General features: G+C 58.0%; 21 protein-coding genes and 1 tRNA gene. 11 read left to right on the forward strand and 11 right to left on the reverse strand.

Going from position 1 to position 24,152, the window contains the following annotated elements; genetic code table 11:
• Positions 1-108: 108 nt before the first annotated feature.
• From JYG33_RS11615 to JYG33_RS11625, 3 genes are all read right to left on the reverse strand, one after another.
• A complete protein-coding gene (locus tag JYG33_RS11615; RefSeq protein ID WP_207872399.1) occupies positions 109-1,515 on the reverse strand; it encodes a sensor histidine kinase in 1,407 nt (468 codons plus the stop codon).
• 27 nt (positions 1,516-1,542) lie between these two features.
• Positions 1,543-2,226 (reverse strand): response regulator, encoded by a 684-nt coding sequence (locus JYG33_RS11620; protein ID WP_207872400.1) that lies wholly within the window; start codon positions 2,224-2,226, stop codon positions 1,543-1,545.
• 66 nt (positions 2,227-2,292) lie between these two features.
• Positions 2,293-3,225 carry a LysR family transcriptional regulator gene (locus tag JYG33_RS11625; RefSeq protein WP_207872401.1) on the reverse strand — a complete coding sequence of 311 codons (933 nt, stop codon included), beginning with the start codon at positions 3,223-3,225 and terminating at the stop codon, positions 2,293-2,295.
• Between the two features lie 103 nt (positions 3,226-3,328).
• Here JYG33_RS11625 and JYG33_RS11630 point away from each other — a divergent pair, with 103 nt between their 5' ends.
• Together JYG33_RS11630 and JYG33_RS11635 are read left to right on the forward strand one after the other, a co-directional pair.
• Positions 3,329-4,651, forward strand: coding sequence for an MFS transporter (locus JYG33_RS11630; RefSeq protein ID WP_207872402.1), 1,323 nt, complete (start codon positions 3,329-3,331; stop codon positions 4,649-4,651).
• Positions 4,652-4,671: 20 nt separating this feature from the next.
• Positions 4,672-5,622 carry a carbon-nitrogen hydrolase family protein gene (locus JYG33_RS11635; protein ID WP_207872403.1) on the forward strand — a complete coding sequence of 317 codons (951 nt, stop codon included), beginning with the start codon at positions 4,672-4,674 and terminating at the stop codon, positions 5,620-5,622.
• A 127-nt stretch (positions 5,623-5,749) separates the two neighbouring features.
• Here the strand turns inward: JYG33_RS11635 and JYG33_RS11640 are convergent, their stop codons facing one another.
• The 6 genes from JYG33_RS11640 to JYG33_RS11665 form a co-directional block, all read right to left on the reverse strand.
• Positions 5,750-6,169 carry a helix-turn-helix transcriptional regulator gene (locus JYG33_RS11640; RefSeq protein ID WP_207872404.1) on the reverse strand — a complete coding sequence of 140 codons (420 nt, stop codon included), beginning with the start codon at positions 6,167-6,169 and terminating at the stop codon, positions 5,750-5,752.
• Between the two features lie 230 nt (positions 6,170-6,399).
• The gene (locus JYG33_RS11645; RefSeq protein ID WP_207872405.1) at positions 6,400-8,508 is read right to left on the reverse strand and encodes a TonB-dependent receptor; all 2,109 of its coding nucleotides are present in this window, start codon (positions 8,506-8,508) and stop codon (positions 6,400-6,402) included.
• A gap of 24 nt (positions 8,509-8,532) precedes the next feature.
• Positions 8,533-8,976 carry a membrane protein gene (locus JYG33_RS11650; RefSeq protein ID WP_035270184.1) on the reverse strand — a complete coding sequence of 148 codons (444 nt, stop codon included), beginning with the start codon at positions 8,974-8,976 and terminating at the stop codon, positions 8,533-8,535.
• Complete coding sequence (locus JYG33_RS11655) at positions 8,973-9,674, reverse strand: ABC transporter ATP-binding protein (protein ID WP_207872406.1); 702 nt, start codon at positions 9,672-9,674, stop codon at positions 8,973-8,975. Before JYG33_RS11655 ends, JYG33_RS11650 begins: the two co-directional genes overlap by 4 nt.
• Entirely contained in the window at positions 9,667-10,446 is a 780-nt protein-coding gene (locus tag JYG33_RS11660) for an ABC transporter permease (RefSeq protein WP_207872407.1), read from the reverse strand. Before JYG33_RS11660 ends, JYG33_RS11655 begins: the two co-directional genes overlap by 8 nt.
• The gene (locus JYG33_RS11665; protein ID WP_243430159.1) at positions 10,443-11,426 is read right to left on the reverse strand and encodes an MqnA/MqnD/SBP family protein; all 984 of its coding nucleotides are present in this window, start codon (positions 11,424-11,426) and stop codon (positions 10,443-10,445) included. Before JYG33_RS11665 ends, JYG33_RS11660 begins: the two co-directional genes overlap by 4 nt.
• Before the next feature lie 226 nt (positions 11,427-11,652).
• Between JYG33_RS11665 and JYG33_RS11670 the strand changes: the two genes are divergently transcribed.
• The 9 genes from JYG33_RS11670 (at position 11,653) to JYG33_RS11710 (ending at position 22,645) form a co-directional block, all read left to right on the forward strand.
• Positions 11,653-12,366 (forward strand): Crp/Fnr family transcriptional regulator, encoded by a 714-nt coding sequence (locus tag JYG33_RS11670; protein WP_207872408.1) that lies wholly within the window; start codon positions 11,653-11,655, stop codon positions 12,364-12,366.
• Between the two features lie 116 nt (positions 12,367-12,482).
• Positions 12,483-13,157 carry a DUF1971 domain-containing protein gene (locus tag JYG33_RS11675; RefSeq protein ID WP_207872409.1) on the forward strand — a complete coding sequence of 225 codons (675 nt, stop codon included), beginning with the start codon at positions 12,483-12,485 and terminating at the stop codon, positions 13,155-13,157.
• Positions 13,158-13,394: 237 nt separating this feature from the next.
• Positions 13,395-16,469 carry a formate dehydrogenase-N subunit alpha gene (gene fdnG / locus JYG33_RS11680; protein WP_207872410.1) on the forward strand — a complete coding sequence of 1,025 codons (3,075 nt, stop codon included), beginning with the start codon at positions 13,395-13,397 and terminating at the stop codon, positions 16,467-16,469.
• A 3-nt stretch (positions 16,470-16,472) separates the two neighbouring features.
• The gene (gene fdxH / locus JYG33_RS11685; protein ID WP_207872411.1) at positions 16,473-17,390 is read left to right on the forward strand and encodes a formate dehydrogenase subunit beta; all 918 of its coding nucleotides are present in this window, start codon (positions 16,473-16,475) and stop codon (positions 17,388-17,390) included.
• Positions 17,383-18,036 (forward strand): formate dehydrogenase subunit gamma, encoded by a 654-nt coding sequence (locus JYG33_RS11690; protein WP_207872412.1) that lies wholly within the window; start codon positions 17,383-17,385, stop codon positions 18,034-18,036. Before fdxH ends, JYG33_RS11690 begins: the two co-directional genes overlap by 8 nt.
• Before the next feature lie 77 nt (positions 18,037-18,113).
• The gene (fdhE, locus tag JYG33_RS11695; RefSeq protein ID WP_207872413.1) at positions 18,114-19,040 is read left to right on the forward strand and encodes a formate dehydrogenase accessory protein FdhE; all 927 of its coding nucleotides are present in this window, start codon (positions 18,114-18,116) and stop codon (positions 19,038-19,040) included.
• An 87-nt stretch (positions 19,041-19,127) separates the two neighbouring features.
• The gene (selA, locus tag JYG33_RS11700) at positions 19,128-20,546 is read left to right on the forward strand and encodes an L-seryl-tRNA(Sec) selenium transferase (RefSeq protein ID WP_207875833.1); all 1,419 of its coding nucleotides are present in this window, start codon (positions 19,128-19,130) and stop codon (positions 20,544-20,546) included.
• Positions 20,543-22,462 (forward strand): selenocysteine-specific translation elongation factor, encoded by a 1,920-nt coding sequence (gene selB, locus JYG33_RS11705; protein WP_207872414.1) that lies wholly within the window; start codon positions 20,543-20,545, stop codon positions 22,460-22,462. Before selA ends, selB begins: the two co-directional genes overlap by 4 nt.
• Positions 22,463-22,549: 87 nt before the next feature.
• Positions 22,550-22,645 (forward strand) — tRNA-Sec (locus tag JYG33_RS11710).
• Positions 22,646-22,699: 54 nt separating this feature from the next.
• Here JYG33_RS11710 and JYG33_RS11715 read toward each other — a convergent pair.
• Positions 22,700-23,299, reverse strand: a complete 600-nt coding sequence (locus tag JYG33_RS11715) for an XRE family transcriptional regulator (RefSeq protein ID WP_207872415.1) — start codon at positions 23,297-23,299, stop codon at positions 22,700-22,702.
• 67 nt (positions 23,300-23,366) lie between these two features.
• Positions 23,367-24,149 carry an aldolase gene (locus tag JYG33_RS11720; RefSeq protein WP_207872416.1) on the reverse strand — a complete coding sequence of 261 codons (783 nt, stop codon included), beginning with the start codon at positions 24,147-24,149 and terminating at the stop codon, positions 23,367-23,369.
• Positions 24,150-24,152 lie beyond the last annotated feature (3 nt).

The following is a 24,152-nucleotide window of genomic DNA, read 5'->3' on the forward strand; positions in this document are numbered from 1 at the left end:
AAATCGTAGTCGTTGTAATGGTTGCGACCTTACCGGAGCGAAGCTTTCGCCTACCTTTCAGTTCTGCCAAAAAACACTGTTTTCAAGGGTATTCCCTGAACAATACAATCAGCGATCAGACGAATCGAACTCCAGACGCACGATCAAACCACGCTGCTCCGGCCCGGTTTGCAAGCTCATCCGGGCGCCATGAATCTGGGCAATAGCCTGCACAATCGCCAGCCCCAGGCCTGAGCCTTGCAAGGCTTTCCCGGCCTCCCCCCGTCTGAAGCGATGACCCGCCTTGGCCATATCATCGGCGCTCATGCCAGGGCCATCGTCTTCGACCTGTATGCTGCGCACTGTGCCCTCCTCCTTCACGGTCACGGTAATGCGCGCCCCGCGAGGGCAATACTTGATGGCGTTGCTGACCATATTGCTCAAGGCCTGCTGCAACAGCCACGCCTCCCCCGCGACCCACACCGCATGGGAAGGAGCCTCCAGCCCCAAGTCCTGACGACGTGATCGCGCCAGGCTCCAGAGTTCATCCACCACCTGCCCGGCCTGCTGGCAAAGATCAACCGTTCCCAACGCGGCACGGGTACGCAACTGCTCGGCCGCATCCCGCACACGCGACAAAGCCACCATCTGGTGAGTCATCTGGGCCGTATTACTCAAGCGCAACTGGATCGCTTCCAGTACCTCTTTCATTTCATCGGTCTTGGCCAGGGTCAAGGCAAAATCCACTTGGGTCAGCAAGACGGCCAAAGGGGTTTTCAACTGATGGGAGGCATCATCCAGAAACTGCTGTTGCTCGCGTGATTTGCGCGCATAGCGATCCATATGCAAATTGATGGTCTGTACCAGAGGCCGTACCTCTCGGGGCAGGCTGGCATCGCTAATAGGTTCCAGATTATCGGGGGAACGGTGCCGCACCTCGGCACTGAGCTTGCGCAAAGGACGCAAAGCCAGCAAGGTGCCAGCCAGAATCAGAATAATAAAAAGGCTCAGCACGGCAACGTCCTGAATCAGGTTCTGAATAATGACTTTGCGTATGAATTGATGACGTTCACTCAGGTTTTCACCGGCCTGAATCAGCACACGGCTATTCTGATACGTTTGCAAGCGCCCGTCCGATTCCAGCGCTACAGCCGCAATACGCAAGGGCTCTCCCAAATACTCCGCGTCATAAAAAACAGGCTGATTGCTGACCAGGCGTCGCGTTGGCAAGGGCATGCCGGTAAAGCCAATTTCCGACAAACCATCTTCTGTGGCCACCCGGAAATACACCTGGCTGCTGATGGTGTACTCCATGAACTCCATCATGTAGTAGGACTGCTCCATGGCCAGACCACCACTGATGGTCAGCACATTGGACGACATGGATTTCAGAGCCCCCGCCAAGGCCCGATCAAATGCGGCATTCACCTGGTCTTTCAGCGTCATGCTGGAAATGAACAGGGACACGCTTGAGGTCAGCAAGGCTGCCGGAATCAGCATGGACAGCAAGGTACGGCGCAGACTGCTCAAGGCCATGTTTGCTCCAGAAGAAAGAGTACGGCGCTAGGGCTCATCATCCGTCACCGGCTCCAGGCAATAACCTACGCCGCGCAAGGTGACAATGTGAACATCCGAAGACTGCAGTTTTTTGCGCAGACGATGCACCAGTACTTCGATAGCCTCGATATTGATTTCGTCTTCATCCTTGTCATTGAGCCGATCCAGAATGAACTGCTTGTTGACCGGTTCTCCGCTACGCTGAACCAGGATACGCAGCACCTCGGCCTCGCGCGGCGACACAGACAGCAGCGCCCCATCCAGGGTAAAGCGCAGTGTGGACAGGTCATAGACCAGGCTGCCACACGCCATGCGGGGCTTGTCCTTGCCACGGCTACGGCGAATCAGGGCATTGACGCGGGCCACCAGCTCTTCAATACGAAACGGTTTGGGCAAAAAATCATCTGCCCCGCACTCCAGAGCTTCCACCCTTTCCTGAAGAGAATCACGAGCCGTCAGAATCAGCACTGGAGTCCGGTTATCCTCCGAGCGCAGTCGCGCCAGCAAGGCACGTCCATCCATACCCGGCAGGCCCAGGTCCAGAACCAGAGCATCAAACTCCTCGATCTGCAGGCGGTGGTAGGCCACCATCCCGTCGTTGGACCACTCGACCGCAAACCCTTTTTTTTGCAAGCTGCGCGTCAGCCACAAGGCCAGATCGGGCTCGTCTTCAATCAATAAAATTCGCATGGCGGATAGTCGAAAAGAAAACAGAACAGGGCCAATAGTAAGCCGCCAGAATGCATTGCACGCGCTTTACTCGCTCACCGGCTCGGTCAGCTCCAGCACAAAACGGCGCAACCACCGGCTTTCTTCATCGTTCTCCTTGTTGATATCCCAGATCATGGACACCACAAAAGACGGCACGCGCAGCGGGACAGGCGAGACGGCCAGGCGGCTATTGCACTCTGCAAAAGAACGGGCTGCGTAGTCCGGCATGGTCAGCACCAAGGGGCTGTCAATAATCGCATTGATGGCCCCGGAAAAATGGGTGAAAGAAGCCTTCACCTTACGCTGCAGCCGCTCGGCATCGAAGAGTTCATCCACAAAGCCGCGCAGGCCGTCAAAAGATACCCGGCCATGATGAGCATGCAGATACTCCTGCTTGCTGATGGGCGTAGAGAACTGCGTGGACTGTTTGTCATATACACAGATATACGATGCTGGAAACAGCACTTGCGACTTGTGCATGGTGCTCAGAAATTTTGGGCTGGAACAGATCGCCAGGTCCGCGCCATGTTCCACCATGCTTTGCGGCCACAGATAGCTATTGGTTTGGTAGAAGGAAAAGCTGATCGCCCACCCCTGCTCATCCGCCATGCGAATCATGCGTTTGGCCAGCATATTTTCCAGATCGTCGGACAAGGCGATGCGAAAAACGCGGCTGGAGCGGCTGGGATCGAACTCCTGCTCGGAAGTAACCAGTGCCGAAATGCTTTTCAAGGCTTCAGAGATCTGTGGAGCAATCTCCAGCGCCCGATGTGTAGGCGTCATCCCGTGCGAGCCACGCGTAAACAGCTCGTCATTGAACGCCACCCGCAACTTGCGCAAGGACGCGCTGACCGCACCCTGGGTCAGAAACAAGGCATTGGCAGCCTTGGTCACGCTGCGTTCATTCATCAAGCACTGGAACACCAGCAGCAGATTCAGATCCACCCGCCTGATATTAGCGATATTAATGGAAGCCATTTTTCTAATTAGTTTGAATAATTATTTGGCTTGATTAGACTAAAAATCAGCCACAACCACAATAAGGGTCAGGTATTCACCTGCCCTGCTCGAGGAGATATCTATGGGCACTGCTACCGTCGCCCCTTCACGTGCCAACTCGGCACCCCCAGGCCAGCCGGGCCTGAGTAGAAAACAAGTTGTTGCCGTTGGTATTGGCAACTTTATGGAATGGTTTGACTTCGCGATTTATGGCTACTTTGCAGCCATTATCGGCAGTATCTACTTTCCATCCGACGCCACTGGCGTTTCCCTGCTGTCGTCCCTGGCCGTATTTGCGGTCGGTTTCGTATCGCGCCCCTTCGGCGCCCTGATTCTGGGCCCGATTGGTGACCGCTTTGGTCGCAAGACCGTGCTGATGATTACCGTTTTCGGGATGGGTGTCTTCACCACCCTGATCGGCCTGCTGCCGGGCTATGACACCATCGGCATTACCGCTCCCATCCTGCTGGTTGTGCTGCGCTTCTTGCAAGGCATGATGGTGGGTGGCGAATGGTCGGCTGCCGGTATTTTCCTGGTAGAAAGCGCCCCTGCAAATCGTCGCGCAAGCGCAGCCAGCGTGGTGACTTTCACCGCCGGTATCGCCTTCCTGCTGGGCACCGCCACCGCCGCGGCCATTAACGCCACCTTGACCGAAGCCCAGGTCTATAGCTGGGGCTGGCGTGTGCCGTTCGTCTTGTCCATCGTGATGACCTTCATTGCGGTCTTTATCCGCCGCAAACTGAACGACACCCCGGTCTACCACGAGCTGCAAGAAAAGAAGGCCAACAACACCCTGGAGCGCGTCTCGTCCAAGGACAAGCTCAACGCCTTTGTGCTGTCCTTCGCCTTTTCCGCCCTGTTCCTGGTGTCGCTGTATTACTTCATCACCTACGCCAATAACCACCTGGTCTCCATCCTGGGCATGAGCAAGACCTCCGCCCTGTGGCTGTGCAGTGCCTCGCTGGTGGTGTATTGCATTTTGCACCCGCTGGTTGGCCGCTTCTCGGACCACTACGGTCGCCGCAAACTGGCCCTGTTCGCCGCAGCGGGCCTGACCGTCATGGCCTACCCGATTTTCGTGATGATGAACTCCGGCAAGCCTGCCCTGATCCTGCTGGGCCTGATCATCATGGCCTTTCTGGTCGCGATCTCCGCCGTCATGAACGTGGTGTTGCTGGTGGAAGTGTTCCCCGCCTCCATCCGTTCCACCGGCGCGGCATTGGGCCACAACGTCTCGTCGGCACTGTTGGCTGGCCCCGGCCCCTTCATTGCCGCTGCCCTGATCCAGTACACAGGTAACCCCAATGTACCGGCCTGGTACCTGGCCGCTGTATCCCTGGTGTGCTTCCTGATCCTGTATACCCGCCTGCCTGAAACCAAAAACGTGGACTTGTCCGCAGGCTGACCTTCAAAGGAGACCTAGTTATGAGCAAAGTTGCTGTTATCCAAGCGGCATCCGTACCTTTCGACTCTGCCAGCAGTGTAGAAAAAGCCGCCACCATCTTGCAGCGCGTGGCGGCCAACGGCGCCACCCTGGCTGTCTTTCCCGAAGCCTTTCTGGGCGGTTACCCCAAAGGCATCAGCTTTGGCAGCGTGATCGGCAACCGCCGTCCCGAAGGCCGTGCCTTGTACCAGATGTATGTCGAAGGTGCCGTCACCCTGGGTGGCCCTGAACTGGAAGCGCTGGCCGATGCCGTCACCCAAACCGGTGTGTACACCGTGATGGGTGTCATCGAAAAAATGGGCCGCACCCTGTACTGCACCGCTCTGACTCTGGCTCCTGGCAAAGGCGTGGTCGGCATTCACCGCAAGCTGATGCCCACCGGCCAGGAACGTCTGGTCTGGGGCTTTGGCGATGGCTCTACCATGGGCACCGTCGATACTCCCATGGGCCGTATCGGCAACGTGATCTGCTGGGAAAACTACATGCCGACCCTGCGTCAGACCATGTACGCCCAAGGCACCGAAATCTATTGCGCCCCTACGGCAGACGACCGCCCCACCTGGGCCTCGTCCATGATTCACATCGCTGTTGAAGGTCGCGTATTTGTACTGTCGGCTTGCCAGGCTATTCGCCTGAACAATTACCCCGAGTCCTTCCAAAGCGAATTTGCCCTGCCCGGCGAATTTGCTCCGGACAGCTACGTCATGCACGGCGGCAGCATGATCGTCAGCCCCACTGGCGAAGTCCTGGCTGGCCCGGTATTCGACGAAGAAACCGAGCTATACGCCGAGCTGGACATGGACCTGCTCAAACAGGCCAATCTGGACTTTGACGTCTACGGCCACTACTCGCGCCCGGATATCTTCTCCCTGCACGTAGACACCCGCGCCAAGCAGGTCGTGAAACTGCAAACCGAAGACTCGGCCGAATAAAGCCGCCAAATCCTGCACCCAAAAAACGGCCCCATCGCGCGATAAACGTGATGGGGCCGGACTTGCGTTACAGCACGGTGTCGCATCCTGCCAGCACCGCCACTTCCCTGTTATTTATTCCCCGGACCTAACTTACGGTCAGAGGATTCAGCACAGGCTGGTACGGGGACATCTGCAACTGCGTTTCGTCCAGACCCATTCCCTGCGCCAGCAAGGCGACCATCGTCCTGCTTAAGGGCGCCTGTCCTTTCTCAATCACGTTGTATTCCGCCACGCTGATACCCAAGCGGGTGGCCAAACGCTCACGCTTGATTTCCAAGTACTCGCGCCAGGCGCGAATCAAGGTCCAATGATGAGTACGCATATCCTTGAGCACCGCATAAGGAATGCCCCTGTCCGAACGCACAAACCGCGGCGCGGCCATCAGCTTGCAAACAAGCTCGTCCTTCATGGCGTCTCGTGTCAACAAATGGGCATACAACACAGCCTGCTCAGGCAAGGTACGAGGATCAAAGTCTTCCGTGGTCAACAAGTAAGTATTCATCATGGCTGACAAACCTGGGGAGTGATGGGTTCAATACCAGCCAACTTACCGTTATGCCCCGACAGGGTCTATCAGACTATTCTGAAAATCCCCGTCCGTTCTCCTTCAGGCTGACTTTGCACAAGAAATGACAAGAAAGCCCCTGTTTATCGACATGTATAAAGCCGATTAATGCAAAAGCTAATCGACTCAAAAAAAGCTACTTCAGGCGCGAAGTAGCCGCGCCTAAAGACTTAGAAGTTATATTTCACGCCACCAAAGAAACTCCTGCCATTGCCCGCCAGATACGTAGGCATTGCCTCCGAAGCCGAGCGACGAATCACATAGCTGCTGGCGTAGGTCTTATCAAAAATGTTATCCGCCATCAGATACGCACTCCAATGCTTGTCATGCTGATAAGCGACCTTGAAGCCCCAAATGGCATACGCATTTTGATGCGTCCCTTCCACATTCTGGTGATTGGTCGGCGTATCCGAAGCCAGCCAGCGCACATTCGGCCCAAAACGCCAGCCACCACGGCGATACATCAGCTCTGCACCCAGCAAATGCTTGGGCACCCCGGCAATACGATTGCCTTCATACTCGCCGCCACGGAAGCGGAAATCGCTATAGGTGTAGGACAGGCGATAGTCCCAGCGCCCCGCCGCCGGAGCAGGCAAAGAACCGCTCAACCCCGCTTCCACCCCCTGGTGCCGCGTACGATCACCATAGTTGAACGTCACCGACGACGCACCAGTTGCATCGCTGACAGCCATGAGCTCATCTTTCACATTGCTGCGATACACGGCCAAGGACCAATCCACCGCCGATTCACCGCTGCCAAAACGCCCTGCCCCACCCAACTCAAAAGTCGTGGCCTTTTGCACACTCAATTCTGTCAGCCCTGTGACCGCCGAGCGCACATTCATGGGCTGCGGCACTTCCGCGCTGATGATCTCCCAATACGTAGGCGCTTCATGACTGCGGCTGACATTGGCAAACACGCGTAAATCTTCAGACGGCTTCCACACCACGCCCAGCTTCGGGCTGGCATACGACCATTTCTGATTCAACGTATCGCCACCCAAACGATTACGCGCATCGCGGATCGCCTGGCTGTACTTCACATCCCCCACCACTGTCCACTGGGGTGCAACATTCCAGCTCAAGCCCAGGAGCGCATTGCGGTTTTCTGCACGCAAGCGATAGTCCCCAAAGAACAGCGCACGGCTGCCATTGGCGGGATTAACCGCATACAGCTCGCGATCCATATCACTGCGCGCCCAGTCCAGAGCCAAGCGATAATCCAGGCTGCCTTCACGGCCCGCTACCTGCCATTGCGCCCCATAGGTATGCCCTTTGGTGGGCGAAGACACCTGCGGATTCGTAAAGGTATCGTCCACCGTCTGCCAGTACAGGCCCACAGTCTGGTTGAAATCCTCGGTGCCCCAATAGCTGCGGTTAGCCAGACGGAACTGCGTGGCCTTGCGATTCGGATCACGTTTGTAGACATTCGCCGCCATATCCTGCGGCGTGCCGTAATCCCCCATCACACTGCGCGGATCGCTGTAAAGACGCTCACGCGGGACCACATTGGGAATATCAAACTTCAGATCCACATAGGACAGGTAGGTGCGGTTCTCGAACTGGCCGCGCTTGAAACCGATATTGCCCTGCACATTCGTGCGCTCGGAATCCGAGTGATGACGATAGCCATCGGCCTTGTCATGGCTGACCGCCAATCGCCCATCAAACTCGTCTGTCTGAAAACCCTTGGCCGCATACAAGCCCAAACGCCCAAAGCTGCCGCCTTCCACGCTGATGGTATCGCCTTGCGTGCCATTCATGGAACGGAAATCCAGCTCGCCACCCAAGGTAGTGGCGCTTACTGACAAGGCATTGGCGCCTCGACGCACGCTGATCAGGGAGCTATTGCGGGGCTCCAGAAAACCGATCACAAACGAGCCATCCGCCTCGTTCAAAGGCAGGCCATCCTGCAACAGCAAGACACCTCGATTGACCGGATTACTTTGAATCCCCGAACCGCGAATATTGAGCCGTGGCTGATCAATCCCGCCAAAGAAATCCTGCACGATCAGACCAGGCTGATAGTCCAGGGCATCGCGCAAAGTCACCAACCGCACTTCTTCCTGCGGCTGAATCAAGTTGGTGCCACCGGGCACAGCGTCCAGGCGGGCTTTTTCTTGTCGCAGGTCAGCCTGCAGCACGCTTTGCCCGACAGGCGCCTTGATGACAATGGGAGACAAGGTGGAGGTAGACGGGTCGGCCCAGGCGGCGCCCGACCACAGGCCTCCCAGCGCCAGGCTGATCGTCAGCCGACGCAATACAGGAACGTGTGACATCGTATTCTCGATAGGAAAGTGAAATTACCAGTGCAGATAAAACATGGTCTTGGCCAGGATCACGATCCCGACCATGTGACAGAACACGCTTAGGTGAATGCGCTTGAAATGGATGGACTTCATGCGTCCGGTGCGCCGCAAGGTCATGGCCGTCAGAAAGTGGCCAAAAACGCTGAGCGCCAACAGAATCTTGATCGTCAGAAACAGGCCCAGGGTGTTATCAAAAGGATGGGCCAGCGCAGCGCGGTGATGCCAGGCCAAACCTATCCCGGCGCTGTACAGAACCAGCAGAACCCAAGGCATGATGCGCCGGGCACGGTCACCAATGGCAATCTCCAAAGTACGCATGGCCTCTCGTGGCACGTGCTTGCGTATGCCTTCCAGCATCAGGACTTCAAAAAACACCGTGCCGATGAAAAACAGTGCGGCAAACAAATGGAACAGCAAAATCACGGGATAGGCAGTCATGGCGTCAAAGCCTCCTGAGACAAGAGTTGGGCATACAAGGAATCAGCCAGACGCTCGCGGGCAGCGGCATCGACAGGGCTGGCAGGCTCAAACATTTGGCCCTGCCCTTTTTGCAGTAACAGGCAAGAGTCGGCCACCCGCATCAGTTCGCGTGGTTGATGGCTGACATAAAGCAGTGCCGCTCCGGTTTCTTCCAGACAACGCAGGCAGACTTGGGCCAGGCTGTTACGCAGGGCCGGGTCCAGCGCGCTGAAAGGTTCGTCCAGCAGCAATAAATCCGGCTGCAAAGCAAAGGCGCGGGCCAGTGCCACCCGCTGCGCCATGCCACCGGACAACTCACCGGGCCAGGACTGGGCAACATCGGCCAGCTCTACCTGTCCCAGCCAATACATGGCACGCTCTTTGGCTTGAGCAGCAGGCAGGCCCTGCGCGCGCAGCGGAATCTGCACGTTGTCCAGCACGCTGCGCCAAGGCAGCAAACGAGGCTGTTGAAACACCAGCACGGGGTGGCGAAACTCGTTCCAGATCTGTCCGTTATCGGGTTTGATGAGCCCGGCTACCAAGCGCAGCAAGGTGCTTTTGCCTTCACCGCTGGGGCCCAGAACGCCCAAACGCTGACCTGCTCTCAAGGTGAAACTCAAATCCTGCAAAACCGGCTTTTGCCCGAACAGGACCTGCACGTGGCTGAGCTCAAGCATGGCTGTCCTCCCGCCATTGCCCCAGACGACGCTGCAAGGGTTGCAGCAAGATGAATTCAATCGCAGCCACCAAGCCCAGAATCAACACCACCCAGGCATACAGCTCCGCACTATCAAAGGTGCTGCGCGCATTGGCCAGGGCATAACCTGCACCACTTTCCGCACCCAGCACTTCGGCCATCACCACCAGACGGACACCGCCGCAGCAGGCAATCAACAAGGCAGCGGTCAAGGGAGCCGTCAGCGAGGGCAGATACAGGTGACGCAGACGACGCCACCAGCCAAAGCGGTACACGTGGCTCATCTCGATCAAGTCGCGGTCCACCTGCAACATGCCTTTGACGGTGTTGACGTACATGCCTGGCACCATCATCAGCACCGTCATGAAAATCACCATGCCCGAGCCCAGACCAAACCACAGCATGGCCAACACAACAACCACCACAGGCGGAATCGCCATCAGCAGCCAGCGCAGGGGTTCCAGCAAACCACGCAGGCGCGGGCTGTGTGCCGCCAAAATACCTAGCGTGAAACCAATGGAGCAGCCCACGCTGACGCCAATTGCCACACGCAGCAAACTGGATCCGGCATCATTCAGGAAGTGGCCCGAAGTCATCAAGCGTGGAATAGCACGAGCTGTTTCCATGGGCGAGGCCATCAACAAAGGCCCCAGAAACATGGCGCTGATCTGCCAGCACAGCAAGATCAGCAACACACCCACAAAGCCCCAGGCGCGCGAGCTATGGGCCGACAAATGTGGCTTGGTTTTCATGGCCCATAGAATCCGGCAGCAGGCAGACCACCACCCAAGGCTTGGGGATGCTGATCCGCCAGCAATTGGTACAGCGCTTCCAGTTGAGGGCGAATTTCGCTGGCTGGGCGACTGTCCAGACGCGTCTTTTCAATCGCGGACTGAATCGCAGGGACGGGGAACTGCGGCAGATAGCCGTGAACCATTTGGGCACATTCTTGCGGCTGCTGGCTACACCAACGGGCAGACTCGGCATACGCCCGCTCCACAGCGTGATTCAGCTCGGTATCGTGGGCAACGGTGACGTTCGCCATGACACCCGCTTGTGGCAGCGCCTGTTGCGAAGGGAAAACCTCGGCCCAGGCTTGCTCCAGACTTTGGCCGCGATGCAGATCTACCTTTTTCTGCTCGGCCTGCCACAAGAGCAAGGAGGCCGTTGGCTCAACCAGCAAGGCTTGATCGCCCTGCCCGGTCAGCATCAAGGCAATCGCATCCTGAGCATCGCGGGTACGGCGTAAACGCACGGCTTCCTTGGCCGGTTCGGCCTGCTTGGCCAGCAAGGTATCCAGCAGAACGGCGGGCAGATCGCGCTGAAATGGCACCAGCAACTCTTTACCGGCCAGATCGCTAAAGCTTTTGACTGCAGGATCTCGGCTGACCAGCCACAAAATCCCCCAGACCGAGATATTAAGTTGCTTGACGGCCTGCCCCTTGTTGAACATCAAGGCAGACAAATTACTGGGCGCAGCACTGTAATCCACTTCCCTTTTAGCCAGCAGCACACGCAACTGATCGGGGTTCTGCCACAGGCGGAACTCCAGCTTGTCCGTGTATTGGCTCAAGGCCTGAGTCTGCGCCATATGCATCAAGGGATAGGACACCACGGCACCGGGGCCAGCCAGCGTCAAAGACTCATAGCGGGGAGCGGCCTGGGCACCTGCTACCAGCGAAGCCAAGAGCAAGCCAGGCAACACACGGCTCAAGACCTTGCGAACGAACATCCCACTGCCATCGTTTTTGGAAGTGCCCGGCACCTTGGGAACAGCCTGATTAAAGGGAAACCCACACGTATGGCTGGCCTCAGCCTGCTTCCCTCTCTCTGAACGGGCACTTTTTGCGTGGGGAGCAGCCCAGCGGCAAAACCCTTGATAGATATATGGCATGAAGATTCGTATAATGAGAACTATTATCAAATGGGAATTCTCCCATCTTCATCCCAGCGCCCAAATGACAAAAGTCAACATACCCGGCCCGGGTCCAGCTTTGTTTGAATTGCTGGCCCGCCACCGTCTCTTGCAAGGTTTGCCCATCGAGGTCATCCAGCATTTGTGCCGTGACGCCTTGGCTCAAAACGCCAGCGCCGGGCAGATTCTGTTCAATGAAGGTGACGAGGCTCGCTATTGCCTGCTCGTAGACAACGGCCAGGTAGAAATCCTGCGCTATAGCCAAAATGGTGATGAGCGAGTCTTCAACGTCTTCGAGCCCGGCCAGATGGTGGCCGAAGCCGCCATGTTCATGCCGCACGGCCGTTACCCCATGTGCGCTCGCGCCAAAGGAACAGTACGGGTCTACAAGCTCTCGCGCAGCAGTCTGCAAGAAGCCTGCCGCCGCTGGCCCGAACTGGCCATGAACATGATGGCGGGCTTGAGCAGCGCCTTGTATGCGCAGGTCAATAAAGTGGACTGGATTTCCGCCAGCTCGGCCGCCGAGCGTCTGGCGAACTACTTGCTGAATCTGCAAACCCGCCAGGGGGAAAATATCCAGTTGCCCTTGAACCAGCGGCAACTGGCCGCCCATTTGGGGATACGGGCAGAAACCTTGAGCCGATTGTTTACTGACTGGCAGGCGCGCGGTTACGTCAGTGGCAAACGCAGCGACTGGCAGGTACACGACCAGGCACATTTACTACGCCTGGCCAGTCCAGCACAGCGCTCCTTTTAAGTGGCCTCGCACCAGAGTCGGACTGGCTCCGTCTCTATGCCGTCATGACTTTTGTCATTGGAGGACCTTTCAAGCAGACCGAGAATGCCGACTTTTAGCTTCTCTGCTTGATACCCATGACACACGCGCAGCCGCAGGCCGATTACACCGAAGCCGACATCCGCCACCTGGTGACCCAGTTCTATGCCCAGGTGCGGCAAGATGCGCAACTAGGCCCGATTTTTGAACACAATGTGCAGAACTGGGACGAGCATCTGGATATGCTGTGCGACTTCTGGTCAGCCATCCTGCTGGGAACCCGCCGTTTCAAGGGCGCCCCGATTGCGCGCCATGCCGCCCTGCCCGAGTTATCCTGGCCCTTGTTCGAGCGCTGGCTGGAAATTTTCCACCAAACCACGGCTTCTCTGGGCAAACCCGCACTTCAACACAAGGCTGACGCGATGGCAGACCGCATTGCCGCCAAACTCTGGCAGACCTATCAGGCGCAAAGTAATCAAACGAACTTGCCCGACACCCTGCCCGAGGGGCTGGAGCGCTACAGCCAATCGCCCGTTTTCACGCCCGACAATTTGCCCGACGCCCTGCGCCGCGCCCACAACACCAAGGTCGGCACCTGGGGCCTGCTGAGGGTTCAAACCGGCGTACTGCGCTTCGCACTGGACCAGGAACCCTTTACCGAAGTGGTCCTGACCGCCGGGCAATGCGTGGCCATCGAGCCCCAGGTTCTGCACCACGTGGAATTCGAGCTGCCCGGCAGCTTCCAAATCGAGTTCTTCAAACAAGCCCGCTAAATTGAAAAAATCCCTTACAAATAGTAGGTGAATACCCGCATCACCGACTACACTTGCGGCTCTGGCGTGAAAACCTCAATAGAATCAAGATTGTCCTTGATCAATTTGGCACGCCCTTCGGGCAGTTAGCTATAAGCTCAACGCTTATACTGTTCAACTATAAAACAGGGGCACCGCTCACAAGGCGAGCCCCCTGACGATTTCAAACACGAAAACACAATCCTATTGGAGAGCCGCATGGTGAACATGAATCGGCGTCAGTTCTTCAAAGTGACGGGGGCCTCGCTGGCCAGTTCCAGCATGGTTTTGTTGGGCGCTGCGCCCACCCCCGCCATGGCGGAAGTCAGGCAGTACAAACTGACCCGCATGACAGAGACGCGCAATACCTGTCCTTACTGTTCTGTAGCCTGTGGAGTGCTGCTGTACTCCCGTGGTGACGGTGCCATGAATGCGGAGCCCAGCGTGGTTCACATCGAAGGCGATGCCGACCACCCGGTCAATCGCGGCACACTCTGTCCCAAGGGCGCAGGCTTGGTGGATTTCATCAAGAGCCCCAACCGCCTCAAATACCCCGAATACCGCGCCGCTGGCTCGGACAAGTGGGAACGCATCTCCTGGGAAGACGCCTTCACGCGTATTGCCAAGCTGATGAAAGAAGACCGCGACGCCAACTTCCAGGCAACGGCCGAAGACGGCACCGTGGTGAACCGTTGGCTGACCACTGGCATGCTGGCTGCTTCGGCAAGCAGCAACGAAGTGGGCTATGTCACCCATAAAGTCATCCGCAGCATGGGTGTTCTGGCGTTCGATAACCAAGCACGTGTCTGACACGGCCCGACGGTGGCAGGTCTTGCCCCGACGTTTGGCCGTGGAGCGATGACGAACCATTGGGTCGACATCAAGAACGCGGATATTGTGCTGATCATGGGCGGCAACGCAGCCGAGGCACACCCCTGTGGCTTCAAATGGGTGACCGAGGCCAAAGCACACAACAATGCAAAACTGATCGTTGTGGATCCACGCTTTACGCGTTCGGCATCCGTAGCGGACTTTTACGCGCCTATACGTACCGGTAGTGACATCACCTTCCTGGGTGGCGTCATCAAATACCTGCTGGATAACGACAAGATCCAGCACGAATACGTGCGCAACTACACCGATATGCCCTTTATCGTGCGCGAAGACTTTGACTTCGAGCAGGGGCTGTATTCGGGCTACAACGAAGAAAAACGCAGCTACGACAAGTCCTCCTGGGACTACGAGCTGGGCGAGGACGGCTACGTCAAGACCGACCCCACCTTGCAACACCCGCGCTCGGTCTACCAACTGCTGCGCAAGCACTACGAGCGCTACACGCCCGAGATGGTGGAACGCGTCTGTGGCACGCCCAAGGACAAGTTCCTGAAAGTCTGTGAAATGCTGGCCTCGACCGCTGAACCGGGTCGCGCGGGCACCATTCTGTATGCACTGGGCTGGACGCAACACAGTATTGGTTCGCAGATCATCCGTACCGGCGCCATGGTGCAGTTGCTGCTGGGCAATATTGGTATTGCCGGTGGTGGCATGAACGCACTGCGCGGACACTCCAATATTCAGGGTCTGACTGATCTGGGTTTGATGTCCAACCTGCTGCCCGGCTACCTGACTTTGCCCAACCAGGCCGAGAAGGAGTTTGACGGCTACATTGGCGCGCGTGCCCAACAGCCGCTACGCCCCAACCAGCTCAGCTACTGGCGCAACTACAAGAAGTTCCACGTCAGCCTGATGAAAGCCTGGTTTGGCGATGCAGCCCAGCCCGACAACAACTGGGCCTACGACTATCTGCCCAAGCTGGACAAGCTCTACGACATGCTGCAAGTGTTCGAGCTGATGGACGAAGGCAAGATGACGGGCTACATCTGTCAGGGCTTCAACCCCCTGGCAGCAGCTCCGTACAAGGCCAAGCTGCTACGTGGTTTCTCCAAGCTCAAGTACATGGTCATCATGGACCCGCTGGTCACGGAAACGTCAGAGTTCTGGAAGAACTATGGCGAGCACAATGATGTCGATTCCGCTTCCATCCAGACCGAAGTCTTCCGTCTGCCCACCACCTGTTTCGCCGAGGAAGAAGGCGCACTGGTGAACTCGGGCCGCTGGTTGCAATGGCACTGGAAGGCCGCCAACCCTCCGGGCGAGGCCAAGAGCGACATTGAGATCATGAGTACGCTGTTCACGCGTATTCGCTCGCTGTACCAGAAAGAAGGCGGTGCCTTCCCTGATCCGATCCTGAACCTGTCCTGGCCGTACTCCAACCCGGATGATCCAACCGCCGCTGAACTGGCCAAGGAATACTCGGGCCGCGCACTGGTGGATCTGCATGATCCCAAAGATCCGACCAAGATCACGCGTAAAGCAGGCGAGCAGCTTGATGGCTTTGCCGAATTGCGCGACGACGGCACCACGCTAAGCGGTTGCTGGATCTATGCCGGTGCCTGGACGCAGCAAGGCAATATGATGGCTCGCCGCGACAATAGCGACCCAACCGGCATCGGCCAGACGCTGAACTGGGCCTGGGCCTGGCCAGCGAACCGACGTGTGCTCTATAACCGTGCATCCTGTGACCTGACCGGCAAACCCTTTGACCCACGCCGCAGCCTGGTTCACTGGGACGGCAAGCGCTGGGGTGGTGCGGATGTCCCTGACTACAAGGCCGATGAGAATCCGGCTGATGGCATGGGTCCGTTCATCATGAACCCTGAAGGGGTGGCCCGCTTCTTTGCCCGCAAAGGCATGGCAGAAGGTCCGTTCCCCGAGCACTACGAGCCCTTTGAAAGCCCGCTCAGCTACAACCCGCTCAGTCCTGACGAGCCACGTGCCATCACCAACCCGGCAGCACGTATCTTCAAGGACGATCTGGCGGCCATGGGTACGGTAGACAAGTTCCCCTATGTGGGCACGACCTACCGCCTGACCGAGCACTTCCACTACTGGACCAAGCACGTGAAGCTGAACGCTATCGTGCAGCCGGAACAGTTTGTGGAAATTGGCGAGGAACTGGCCAAGGAAGTGGGGATTGTGCAAGGCGACCGCGTCAAGGTGTCCTCCAACCGTGGCTATATCAAGGCCGTGGCGGTGGTAACCAAGCGCATCAAGGCTCTGAACGTGGATGGCAAGATCGTCCACCAAGTGGGTATCCCGCTGCACTGGGGATTTGTAGGTCTGGCACGACCTGGTTTCCTGATCAATGCACTGACACCGCCCGTGGGGGATGGCAACTCGCAAACGCCAGAGACCAAGGCCTTCCTGGTTCAACTTGAAAAGATTAAGGAGTAAGCCATGGCCTTGCAATCACTTGATATCAAACGGCGCTCCGCAACCACCACCCCCATGCCCAGCGTGCGCGAGCCCGTGGGCGGGGAAGTGGCCAAGCTGATCGACACCAGTAAGTGCATTGGCTGTAAGGCCTGTCAGGTCGCCTGCATGGAATGGAACGATACGCGCGACGAAATCGGCCACAACGTCGGGGTGTATGACAACCCGGCGGACCTGACCGACAAGTCCTGGACCATCATGCGTTTTGCGGAGTATGAAAACCCCGCTGGCGATCTGGAATGGCTGATTCGCAAAGACGGCTGTATGCACTGCGAGGACCCGGGCTGCTTGAAGGCCTGTCCCTCGCCGGGCGCTATCGTGCAGTACACCAACGGCATTGTGGATTTCCACGAGGAAAACTGCATTGGCTGCGGCTACTGCGTAACCGGCTGTCCTTTCGATGTGCCCCGCATTTCGGAAAAGGACAAGAAAGCCTACAAGTGCACCTTGTGTTCGGACCGTGTCGCGGTCGGACAGGAACCGGCCTGTGCCAAGACCTGTCCTACCGGCGCGATTGTGTTCGGTACGAAAGAAGACATGCAGCACCACGCTGCAGAGCGTATCGAAGACCTGAAATCGCGTGGCTTTGAGAACGCCGGTCTGTACGACCCGGCCGGAGTGGGCGGCACCCACGTCATGTACGTGCTGCACCACGCCGACAAGCCCGAGCTGTACAGCGATCTGCCCAAAGACCCGCAAATCAGCCCGATGGTCTCGCTCTGGAAGGGAGTGGCCAAACCACTGGGGGTTGCTGCCATGGCACTGACCGCCCTGATTGGTTTCTTCCACTACATCCGAACCGGCCCTAACGAGACTGACGAGGAAGACGAGCGCCGCGCCGACGAGGAAGCACGCAAGATCCAGGAGGCTCATCATGACTGATCACAACCGCAAGGGCATGATTCAGCGCTACACCACCAGTCAGCGCATTAATCACTGGATCATTGCCATGAGCTTTGTGCTGCTGGCGCTGTCCGGGCTGGCGCTGTTTCATCCGTCCATGTTCTGGCTGAGCAATCTGTTTGGCGGCGGCCCGTGGACACGCATTCTTCACCCGTTTATTGGCGTGGTGATGTTTGTGTGCTTTTTCCTGTTTGCAGCCCGCATGGTACGGCACAATATGTTCTCCAAGGGTGACGCGGCCTGGCTGCGTCACTTCAAGGACGTGCTTGATGCCAAGGACGAGCGTATCCCCGAAGTAGGCCGCTATAACGCCGGGCAAAAGATCCTGTTTTTTGCTTTGGTGATTTTCATGATCGGCCTGCTGGCAACCGGTGTGGTGATGTGGCGCGAATACTTTTCCGCCTTCTTCCCCATCTGGGCTATCCGCCTGGCCTCCGTGCTGCACGCGGTCTGCGCCCTGCTGATGATTTGCGCGATTATCGTGCACATCTACGCCGGTATCTGGGTAAAAGGTTCGGTCAAAGCCATGACCCGCGGTACGGTGACCCGTGCCTGGGCCTGGAAACACCACCGCGCCTGGTTCCGTGAAGAAATGGAAAAAGGCCCCAGCCGTCCCGCTGAGTAAGCTTGTATCTGGTTTATCAGCAACCCGGCTGCCATGCGCCATTTCGGGCATGGCAGCCTTGTTTTCAGGAGTCTGTCTTGCAACGCATCCTTCCGCGCGGCGAAATCGAAAGTCTGGACCACACCTCCATCCCCCGACTGCGCCTGCCAGTGCGAGCCAGCGTCTTTGCAGACCGGGCAGCGCGTCTGCGTCAATTGGCTGAGGGCAATCCCGTCGGCGCCTACCTGCTCTTGCTGGCGCATCTGGTGGACGGGCAACACAAGCAGCTCGCTACGCTTGCCCCCGCCGAACTGCCCGCTGATGTGCTGGAAACGGCACAACGACACGGCATGCCGCCCTTGCTGGCCTCGGGCTGGAAACGCGATCCGCAGTGGCTCAGCATCTTGAGCAACCTGCTCAATCACATGATCAATACCTCGGACGTGCCTGCCGCCGCCCAAGAGGTTTGCCAGGATCTGCTTAAAAAGGCCGAGTCCGATCCGCAAAAGCTGGAAGACCTGGCTGACGCCATTCTGGCCGAGCAATTGCCAGAGCAAGACGGTGCTGCGGCACCCTTCGTCATGGCCGCCTTGCAGGTGTACTGGACGCATCTGGCCTGCTCGCTGACCGAAGGCCAACTGTCTGTGACCAGTCCCTTTGGCGTATGCCCATCCTGCGGCAGCCTGCCCGTATCCAGCGTGGTGCGGGTCGGTGGTCGTGAAGATGGTTGCCGCTACATGTGCTGCCCACGCTGCAGCGTGGAATGGCATCTGGTGCGTGTCACCTGCTCGCACTGCGAAAGCACAAAAAGCGTGGCTTATCACGCCATTGAAGATGGCCCGGAAGGGATCAAGGCCGAGTCCTGCGACAACTGCCATACCTACCGCAAAATCTTCTACCAGGAAAAGCAGTTGGGCCTTGACCCGGTTGCGGACGATCTGGCCAGTCTGGCTCTGGACGTTCTGATGGGCGAAGAAGGCTATTCCCGCGCCAGCGGTAATCCGCTTCTTTGGCATCAGTCTTAAGCTAAGATTCCCCTACGCCTTGCTGCTTCACGCGCAAGGCGTAGCTGACGGACCCTGCCCATAGACTCAAATGCCTGCCTTTGAATGATGAGCCCAACTCCCGATCTCTCCCCCGCCCATATCCCTTCCCTGGACCGCCTGCTGCGCTCGCCAGAGTTCGAGCCCTTGCTAAAGCAGTTCGGCCACACACGCCTCAGCCAGCGCACTCGCACCCATTTGCAGGCACTGCGCGATGCCGTTCTGAAGGGAACACTCAGCCCTCAGGATCTGGATCTAGCTCAGCTCGCCAAAGCCCTGCACGCACAGCTACAAGAAGAGTCCCGGCTACAGCTACGCCCGGTCTTCAATCTGACCGGCACGGTTCTGCACACCAATCTGGGCCGGGCGCTGCTGCCCGATGAAGCTATACAAGCCGTCGTCCAGGCCATGCGCTCGCCCGCCAATCTGGAGTTTGATCTGGAAACCGGTGGCCGAGGCGACCGGGATGACCTGATCAACCCTTTGCTCTGCGAACTGACTGGCGCTGAAGCCGCCACGGTGGTCAACAATAACGCCGCTGCCGTGCTGCTGATGCTCAGCACCTTGAGTCCCCGGCGCGAAACCGTGGTGTCGCGCGGCGAGCTGGTTGAAATTGGCGGTGCCTTTCGTATCCCCGACATCATGAAACGTGCCGGTGCTCGCCTGCATGAAGTCGGCACCACCAACCGTACCCACGCGGCTGACTACGAGAACGCCATCAACGAGCGCACAGCCATGTTGATGAAAGTGCATTGCAGCAACTACGCCGTCAAAGGTTTCACCAAAAGCGTTTCAGTCGAAGACGTTGCACAGATCGCCAGGAAACACGGCCTGCCCACCAGCGTGGATCTGGGTAGCGGCACTTTGGTGGATCTGAGCCAGTGGGGCCTGCCGCCCGAGCCCACCGTGCGCGAAACCATCGAAGCCGGTGCCGATATCGTGACTTTCAGCGGCGACAAGCTGCTGGGTGGCCCGCAGGCCGGTCTGATCGTAGGCCGTGCAGACCTGATCGCCAAGATCAAGAAAAACCCGCTCAAACGCGCTCTGCGCGTGGGCAAAATCACCCTGGCCGCGCTGGAACCTGTGCTGGCCCTGTACCGTTCCCCCGAGCGCCTGCCCGAACACCTGACAACACTGCGCCTGCTAACCCGACCTTCGGCGGAGATGCGCGCCCAGGCGCTACGTCTGGCTCCCCTCCTGCAAAAATGGGTAGGGACTTTATTTACCGTCGAGCCCACCGCCATGCTCAGTCAGATCGGCAGCGGTGCCTTGCCTGAAGACGTGTTGCCCAGCTTTGGCCTGCGCTTTGCCTATACAGGCACAGGCCGTCCAGGCCGTCACCTGACTCAACTGGAAAAACGCCTGCGTACCTTGCCCCAACCCGTTATCGGGCGCATTGCGCAAGATGCCTTCTGGCTGGACCTGCGCTGCCTGGAACAGCCCTTTGAGGCTGCCTTCAGCGCACAACTGATTCCCGAGCAAGCATGATTGTTGGTACTGCAGGCCATATCGACCACGGCAAAACCACCTTGATCCGCGCCTTGACCGGCGTGGATACCGACCGTCTGGAAGAAGAAAAAAAGCGCGGCATTTCCATCCAGCTCGGCTATGCCTATACGCCTTTGCCGGACGGGCAGATTCTGGGCTTTATCGATGTGCCCGGCCACGAGCGTCTGGTTCACACCATGGTGGCAGGCGCAACCGGTATCGATTTTGGCCTGCTGATCGTCGCGGCGGATGATGGCGTCATGCCTCAAACCCGCGAGCATCTGGCCGTCTTGCAATTGCTGGGTTTGCAGACCGGTGCCATCGTCCTGAGCAAGGCGGATCGCGCCGATACCGCACGCATTGAAGCCGTTAAAGCCGAACTGCAAGCGCTTGTCCACGGAACCTTTCTGGACGGCGCACCTGTCTTTGTTGTCGATGCCCTGTCCGATGACAAACCCGGCCTGGAAGACTTGCGCCAGCATTTGCACACGCAGGCCATGCAATCCGCCAAACAGGATGGTCAAGGCTATTTCCGCCTGGCTATCGATCGCGTATTTACCTTGCAAGGTCATGGCACTGTCGTCACCGGCACGGTGCACGAAGGTGTTCTGGATCTGGATGGCCCCGCTATCGATCTGCGCCTGATGCCACGCGGTACACCCGTGCGGGTGCGCAGTATTCACGCCCAGAATCAGGCTTCTCGCCAAGCCCTTGCGGGCCAGCGTTGTGCGCTGAACCTGGGTGGGATTGATGTGCAGGATATTGAGCGTGGAGACTGGCTGGCCGACGCCCGCTGCTTTATCCCCACCACGCGTATCGATGTAGAACTGAGCCTGCTGGACAAAGACATCCCCGCCTTGCGTACCTGGTCGCCTTGGCATGTACACACGGGGGCTGCCCATCTAACCGCTCACGCCGTACCTTTGGATGGCGAGTCTTTACAGCCGGGCCAGACTGGCAAAGTCCAACTGGTCTTTGATCGCCCCATCTGCGCCATGACCGGCGAGCGCTTCATTTTGCGCAACGCTCAGGCCAGCGAAACCGTGGGTGGTGGCATCGTCCTGGACCCGAATGCACCCGATCGCAAACGCCGCTCCGCCACCCGTCTGGCTTGGCTGGACGCCTTGGCGCAGTGGACTCGCGGTGGCCCACTGGAAAACCTGCTGGCTCAAGCCCCCTACGGTTTGGACGAAGAAACCCTGCTGCGCCTGTCCGGTGGGGCTAAACATCGCCTGACAGCCCCGGCCCATGCTCGCTGGCACACAGGCTCACGTCCACAAAGTCAGCCTATCCTGCTCAGCGATGCGCGCCTGGAAGCACTGTGCCAGCACATAGAAAGCGTGATGCTGCAGTTTCACGAGCGCAATTCAGACGAGCCGGGCTTATCCATCAGTCGTTTGCGGCGCATGGCTGCGCCCACCATGCCCGACGCGATCTGGCTGCTACTGACCGAACATCTGCTGGCAGAACACCGTTTAGCCCGTCAGGGAGCCTGGCTGCATACGCCCGGACACCGCGTCACTCTGAGCCCTGAGGACCAGGCCCTGGCCGCTGCTCTGCTCCCTTTACTGGAGACAGGCCGCTTCGACCCGCCCTGGACACGCGATCTGGCCAAAGAAACCGAATCCCCGGAAGACCAGACCCGCGCAGTGCTACGCCGTCTGGTACGCCAGGGCGAGCTGTTTCAAGTCGTGCATGACTTGTTCTATCACCGTCACCAAATGGCTATCCTGGCCAACATCGTCAGCGAGTTGCACACCGGCCAGGGCGTCAGTGCTGCACAGTTCCGGGACGCAACAGGATTAGGCCGCAAAAGGGCCATTCAGATTCTGGAGTTTTTTGATCGCATGGGCTACACCCGGCGGGTACGTGATCGCCATGTTTTACGCGGCGAAGCCTGGGCTGCAGCAGAATGAAGCAAGGGTGCGATGCTGGCCCAAAAGCGGGCAGCGTCCTGATCGTTGAAGCGTAATCGGCCCTAACGTATGATAGGGCCTCTTGAGGGAAAGCATCCGTGCCCGGTGGCACGGCCGGGCTTCAAACCCGGTTGGGGGCGTCAGACGTTCCCAGGTAGGTTCGACTCCTGCTGCTTTCCGCCACTTTGCTGGCAGAGCATCCCTCACCCCCACATGCTAGGGACACATGTCCATTGACTACGCCGGCGTATCGGACGTTGGACGCCCTGCTGTTGGCCCCGAATCAGAGCACGTCACCGCCAGTACCTGCGCCTGTTGATCCCCCAAGCTAAGCACGCTGTGGGGTAGCTCCGAATCAAAATATACGGAATCCCCCGTCTCCAAGGTCATACTGTGCTCTGCAATGGTGACTTGCACTTGCCCGTGGATCACAAACAAAAACTCTTCTCCCCCATGCGGGAAAGTTGGCGCTGGCTGCTGTTGCTCGTGTGGAGGGTAGATTACAAAGGGGTCCATCAAACGAAAGCGCCGTCGTCCGGCCATGCTCTCGTAACGGTAGGCGCTATGACCTGCCACACTGGGCAAGGGCATACGATCGTGCCTACGCACGACACACACACTTTCGTCTTGATCCAGATCCCCCTCTCCAATCAACTGCGACACCCCCATGCCATAAGCCTGGGCCAGCTTGACCACGGTAGAGATGGACGGCGCACTGACTGCCCGCTCCAGCTTGGACAGATAACTTTTAGTCAGACCGGTGCGCTGGGCCAACTGCTCCAGCGACAAGCCATGTTGGCGACGCAGGGCGCGCAAGCGAAAGGGAAGATGGGTCATGGGTTAAACAAGAGGTGTAGCGCCCGAGGTCAGCCTCGGAGCGCATATAAAAAAGCAGCCTCTTATTCTACTCAAAAACATCCGTATGGCGTTTCAGCGCTTTGCGGGCATAGTATTCAAAGCCGATCTGGGAGCGGCGCGGCCTCAGAATCCAGTCATGTGCCTCCCGGCCCAGTTCCGGCGCAATAGGCTTGATCGTTCCGGCTGACATCGCCAACAATTGCATGCGCGCTGTGCGCTCAAATTGCAAAGCCAATACGCAGGCTTCTTCTACTGAGGCCGCCGCCACCAACATTCCATGGTGCGACAAAAGAATAGCGCGCTTGTCACCCAAGGCCTCGGCAATGATCTGCCCCTCTTCATTGCCCACAGGGACACCCGGCCAATCCTTCAAGAACGCGCAGTCCTCATACAAAGGGCAGTTGTCCATATGGGATACATTCAACGGCACCTCCAGCATGGACAGGGCGGCCACGTGCAAGGGATGCGTGTGAATGATGCAGTTCACATCCGGCCGGGCACGATACACCCAGGAGTGAAAACGGTTTGCTGGATTAGGCATCCCATATCCCTTCAAAACCGTTAAATCTTCGTCTACCAGCAAGACATTGGTCGACGTAATTTCATCAAAGCCAAGCCCCAGCTGTTGCGTAAAATACGTGCCTTCCTGTTCGCCGCGTGCTGTGATCTGACCAGCCAACCCAGAGTCATGACCGCCATCAAAAAGAATACGGCACGTCAATGCGAGCTTCTCGGGGACACTGCGCTCAGGGATTTCGAAGAGGGCCTGCATCTGGCTTTGCGCCTGTTCAATCAGCACGGACTTGGACAAGCTCATGGTGTCACTCATAAC

This window comes from Alcaligenes sp. SORT26, assembly GCF_017377875.1.
Lineage (GTDB): Bacteria > Pseudomonadota > Gammaproteobacteria > Burkholderiales > Burkholderiaceae_B > Alcaligenes > Alcaligenes parafaecalis.

What these genes read in the sequence shown, in the direction of transcription:
- JYG33_RS11720 (WP_207872416.1), bottom strand. Translation starts at nt 24,149, where the DNA reads ATGAGTGACACCATGAGCTTGTCCAAGTCCGTGCTGATTGAACAGGCG.
- JYG33_RS11635 (WP_207872403.1), top strand. Translation starts at nt 4,672, where the DNA reads ATGAGCAAAGTTGCTGTTATCCAAGCGGCATCCGTACCTTTCGACTCT.
- JYG33_RS11640 (WP_207872404.1), bottom strand. Translation starts at nt 6,169, where the DNA reads ATGATGAATACTTACTTGTTGACCACGGAAGACTTTGATCCTCGTACC.
- JYG33_RS11630 (WP_207872402.1), top strand. Translation starts at nt 3,329, where the DNA reads ATGGGCACTGCTACCGTCGCCCCTTCACGTGCCAACTCGGCACCCCCA.
- JYG33_RS11645 (WP_207872405.1), bottom strand. Translation starts at nt 8,508, where the DNA reads ATGTCACACGTTCCTGTATTGCGTCGGCTGACGATCAGCCTGGCGCTG.
- JYG33_RS11715 (WP_207872415.1), bottom strand. Translation starts at nt 23,299, where the DNA reads ATGACCCATCTTCCCTTTCGCTTGCGCGCCCTGCGTCGCCAACATGGC.
- JYG33_RS11675 (WP_207872409.1), top strand. Translation starts at nt 12,483, where the DNA reads ATGACACACGCGCAGCCGCAGGCCGATTACACCGAAGCCGACATCCGC.
- selA (WP_207875833.1), top strand. Translation starts at nt 19,128, where the DNA reads ATGAGCCCAACTCCCGATCTCTCCCCCGCCCATATCCCTTCCCTGGAC.
- JYG33_RS11660 (WP_207872407.1), bottom strand. Translation starts at nt 10,446, where the DNA reads ATGAAAACCAAGCCACATTTGTCGGCCCATAGCTCGCGCGCCTGGGGC.
- selB (WP_207872414.1), top strand. Translation starts at nt 20,543, where the DNA reads ATGATTGTTGGTACTGCAGGCCATATCGACCACGGCAAAACCACCTTG.
- fdxH (WP_207872411.1), top strand. Translation starts at nt 16,473, where the DNA reads ATGGCCTTGCAATCACTTGATATCAAACGGCGCTCCGCAACCACCACC.
- JYG33_RS11615 (WP_207872399.1), bottom strand. Translation starts at nt 1,515, where the DNA reads ATGGCCTTGAGCAGTCTGCGCCGTACCTTGCTGTCCATGCTGATTCCG.
- JYG33_RS11620 (WP_207872400.1), bottom strand. Translation starts at nt 2,226, where the DNA reads ATGCGAATTTTATTGATTGAAGACGAGCCCGATCTGGCCTTGTGGCTG.
- JYG33_RS11625 (WP_207872401.1), bottom strand. Translation starts at nt 3,225, where the DNA reads ATGGCTTCCATTAATATCGCTAATATCAGGCGGGTGGATCTGAATCTG.
- JYG33_RS11650 (WP_035270184.1), bottom strand. Translation starts at nt 8,976, where the DNA reads ATGACTGCCTATCCCGTGATTTTGCTGTTCCATTTGTTTGCCGCACTG.
- JYG33_RS11655 (WP_207872406.1), bottom strand. Translation starts at nt 9,674, where the DNA reads ATGCTTGAGCTCAGCCACGTGCAGGTCCTGTTCGGGCAAAAGCCGGTT.
- JYG33_RS11670 (WP_207872408.1), top strand. Translation starts at nt 11,653, where the DNA reads ATGACAAAAGTCAACATACCCGGCCCGGGTCCAGCTTTGTTTGAATTG.
- JYG33_RS11690 (WP_207872412.1), top strand. Translation starts at nt 17,383, where the DNA reads ATGACTGATCACAACCGCAAGGGCATGATTCAGCGCTACACCACCAGT.
- JYG33_RS11665 (WP_243430159.1), bottom strand. Translation starts at nt 11,426, where the DNA reads ATGTTCGTTCGCAAGGTCTTGAGCCGTGTGTTGCCTGGCTTGCTCTTG.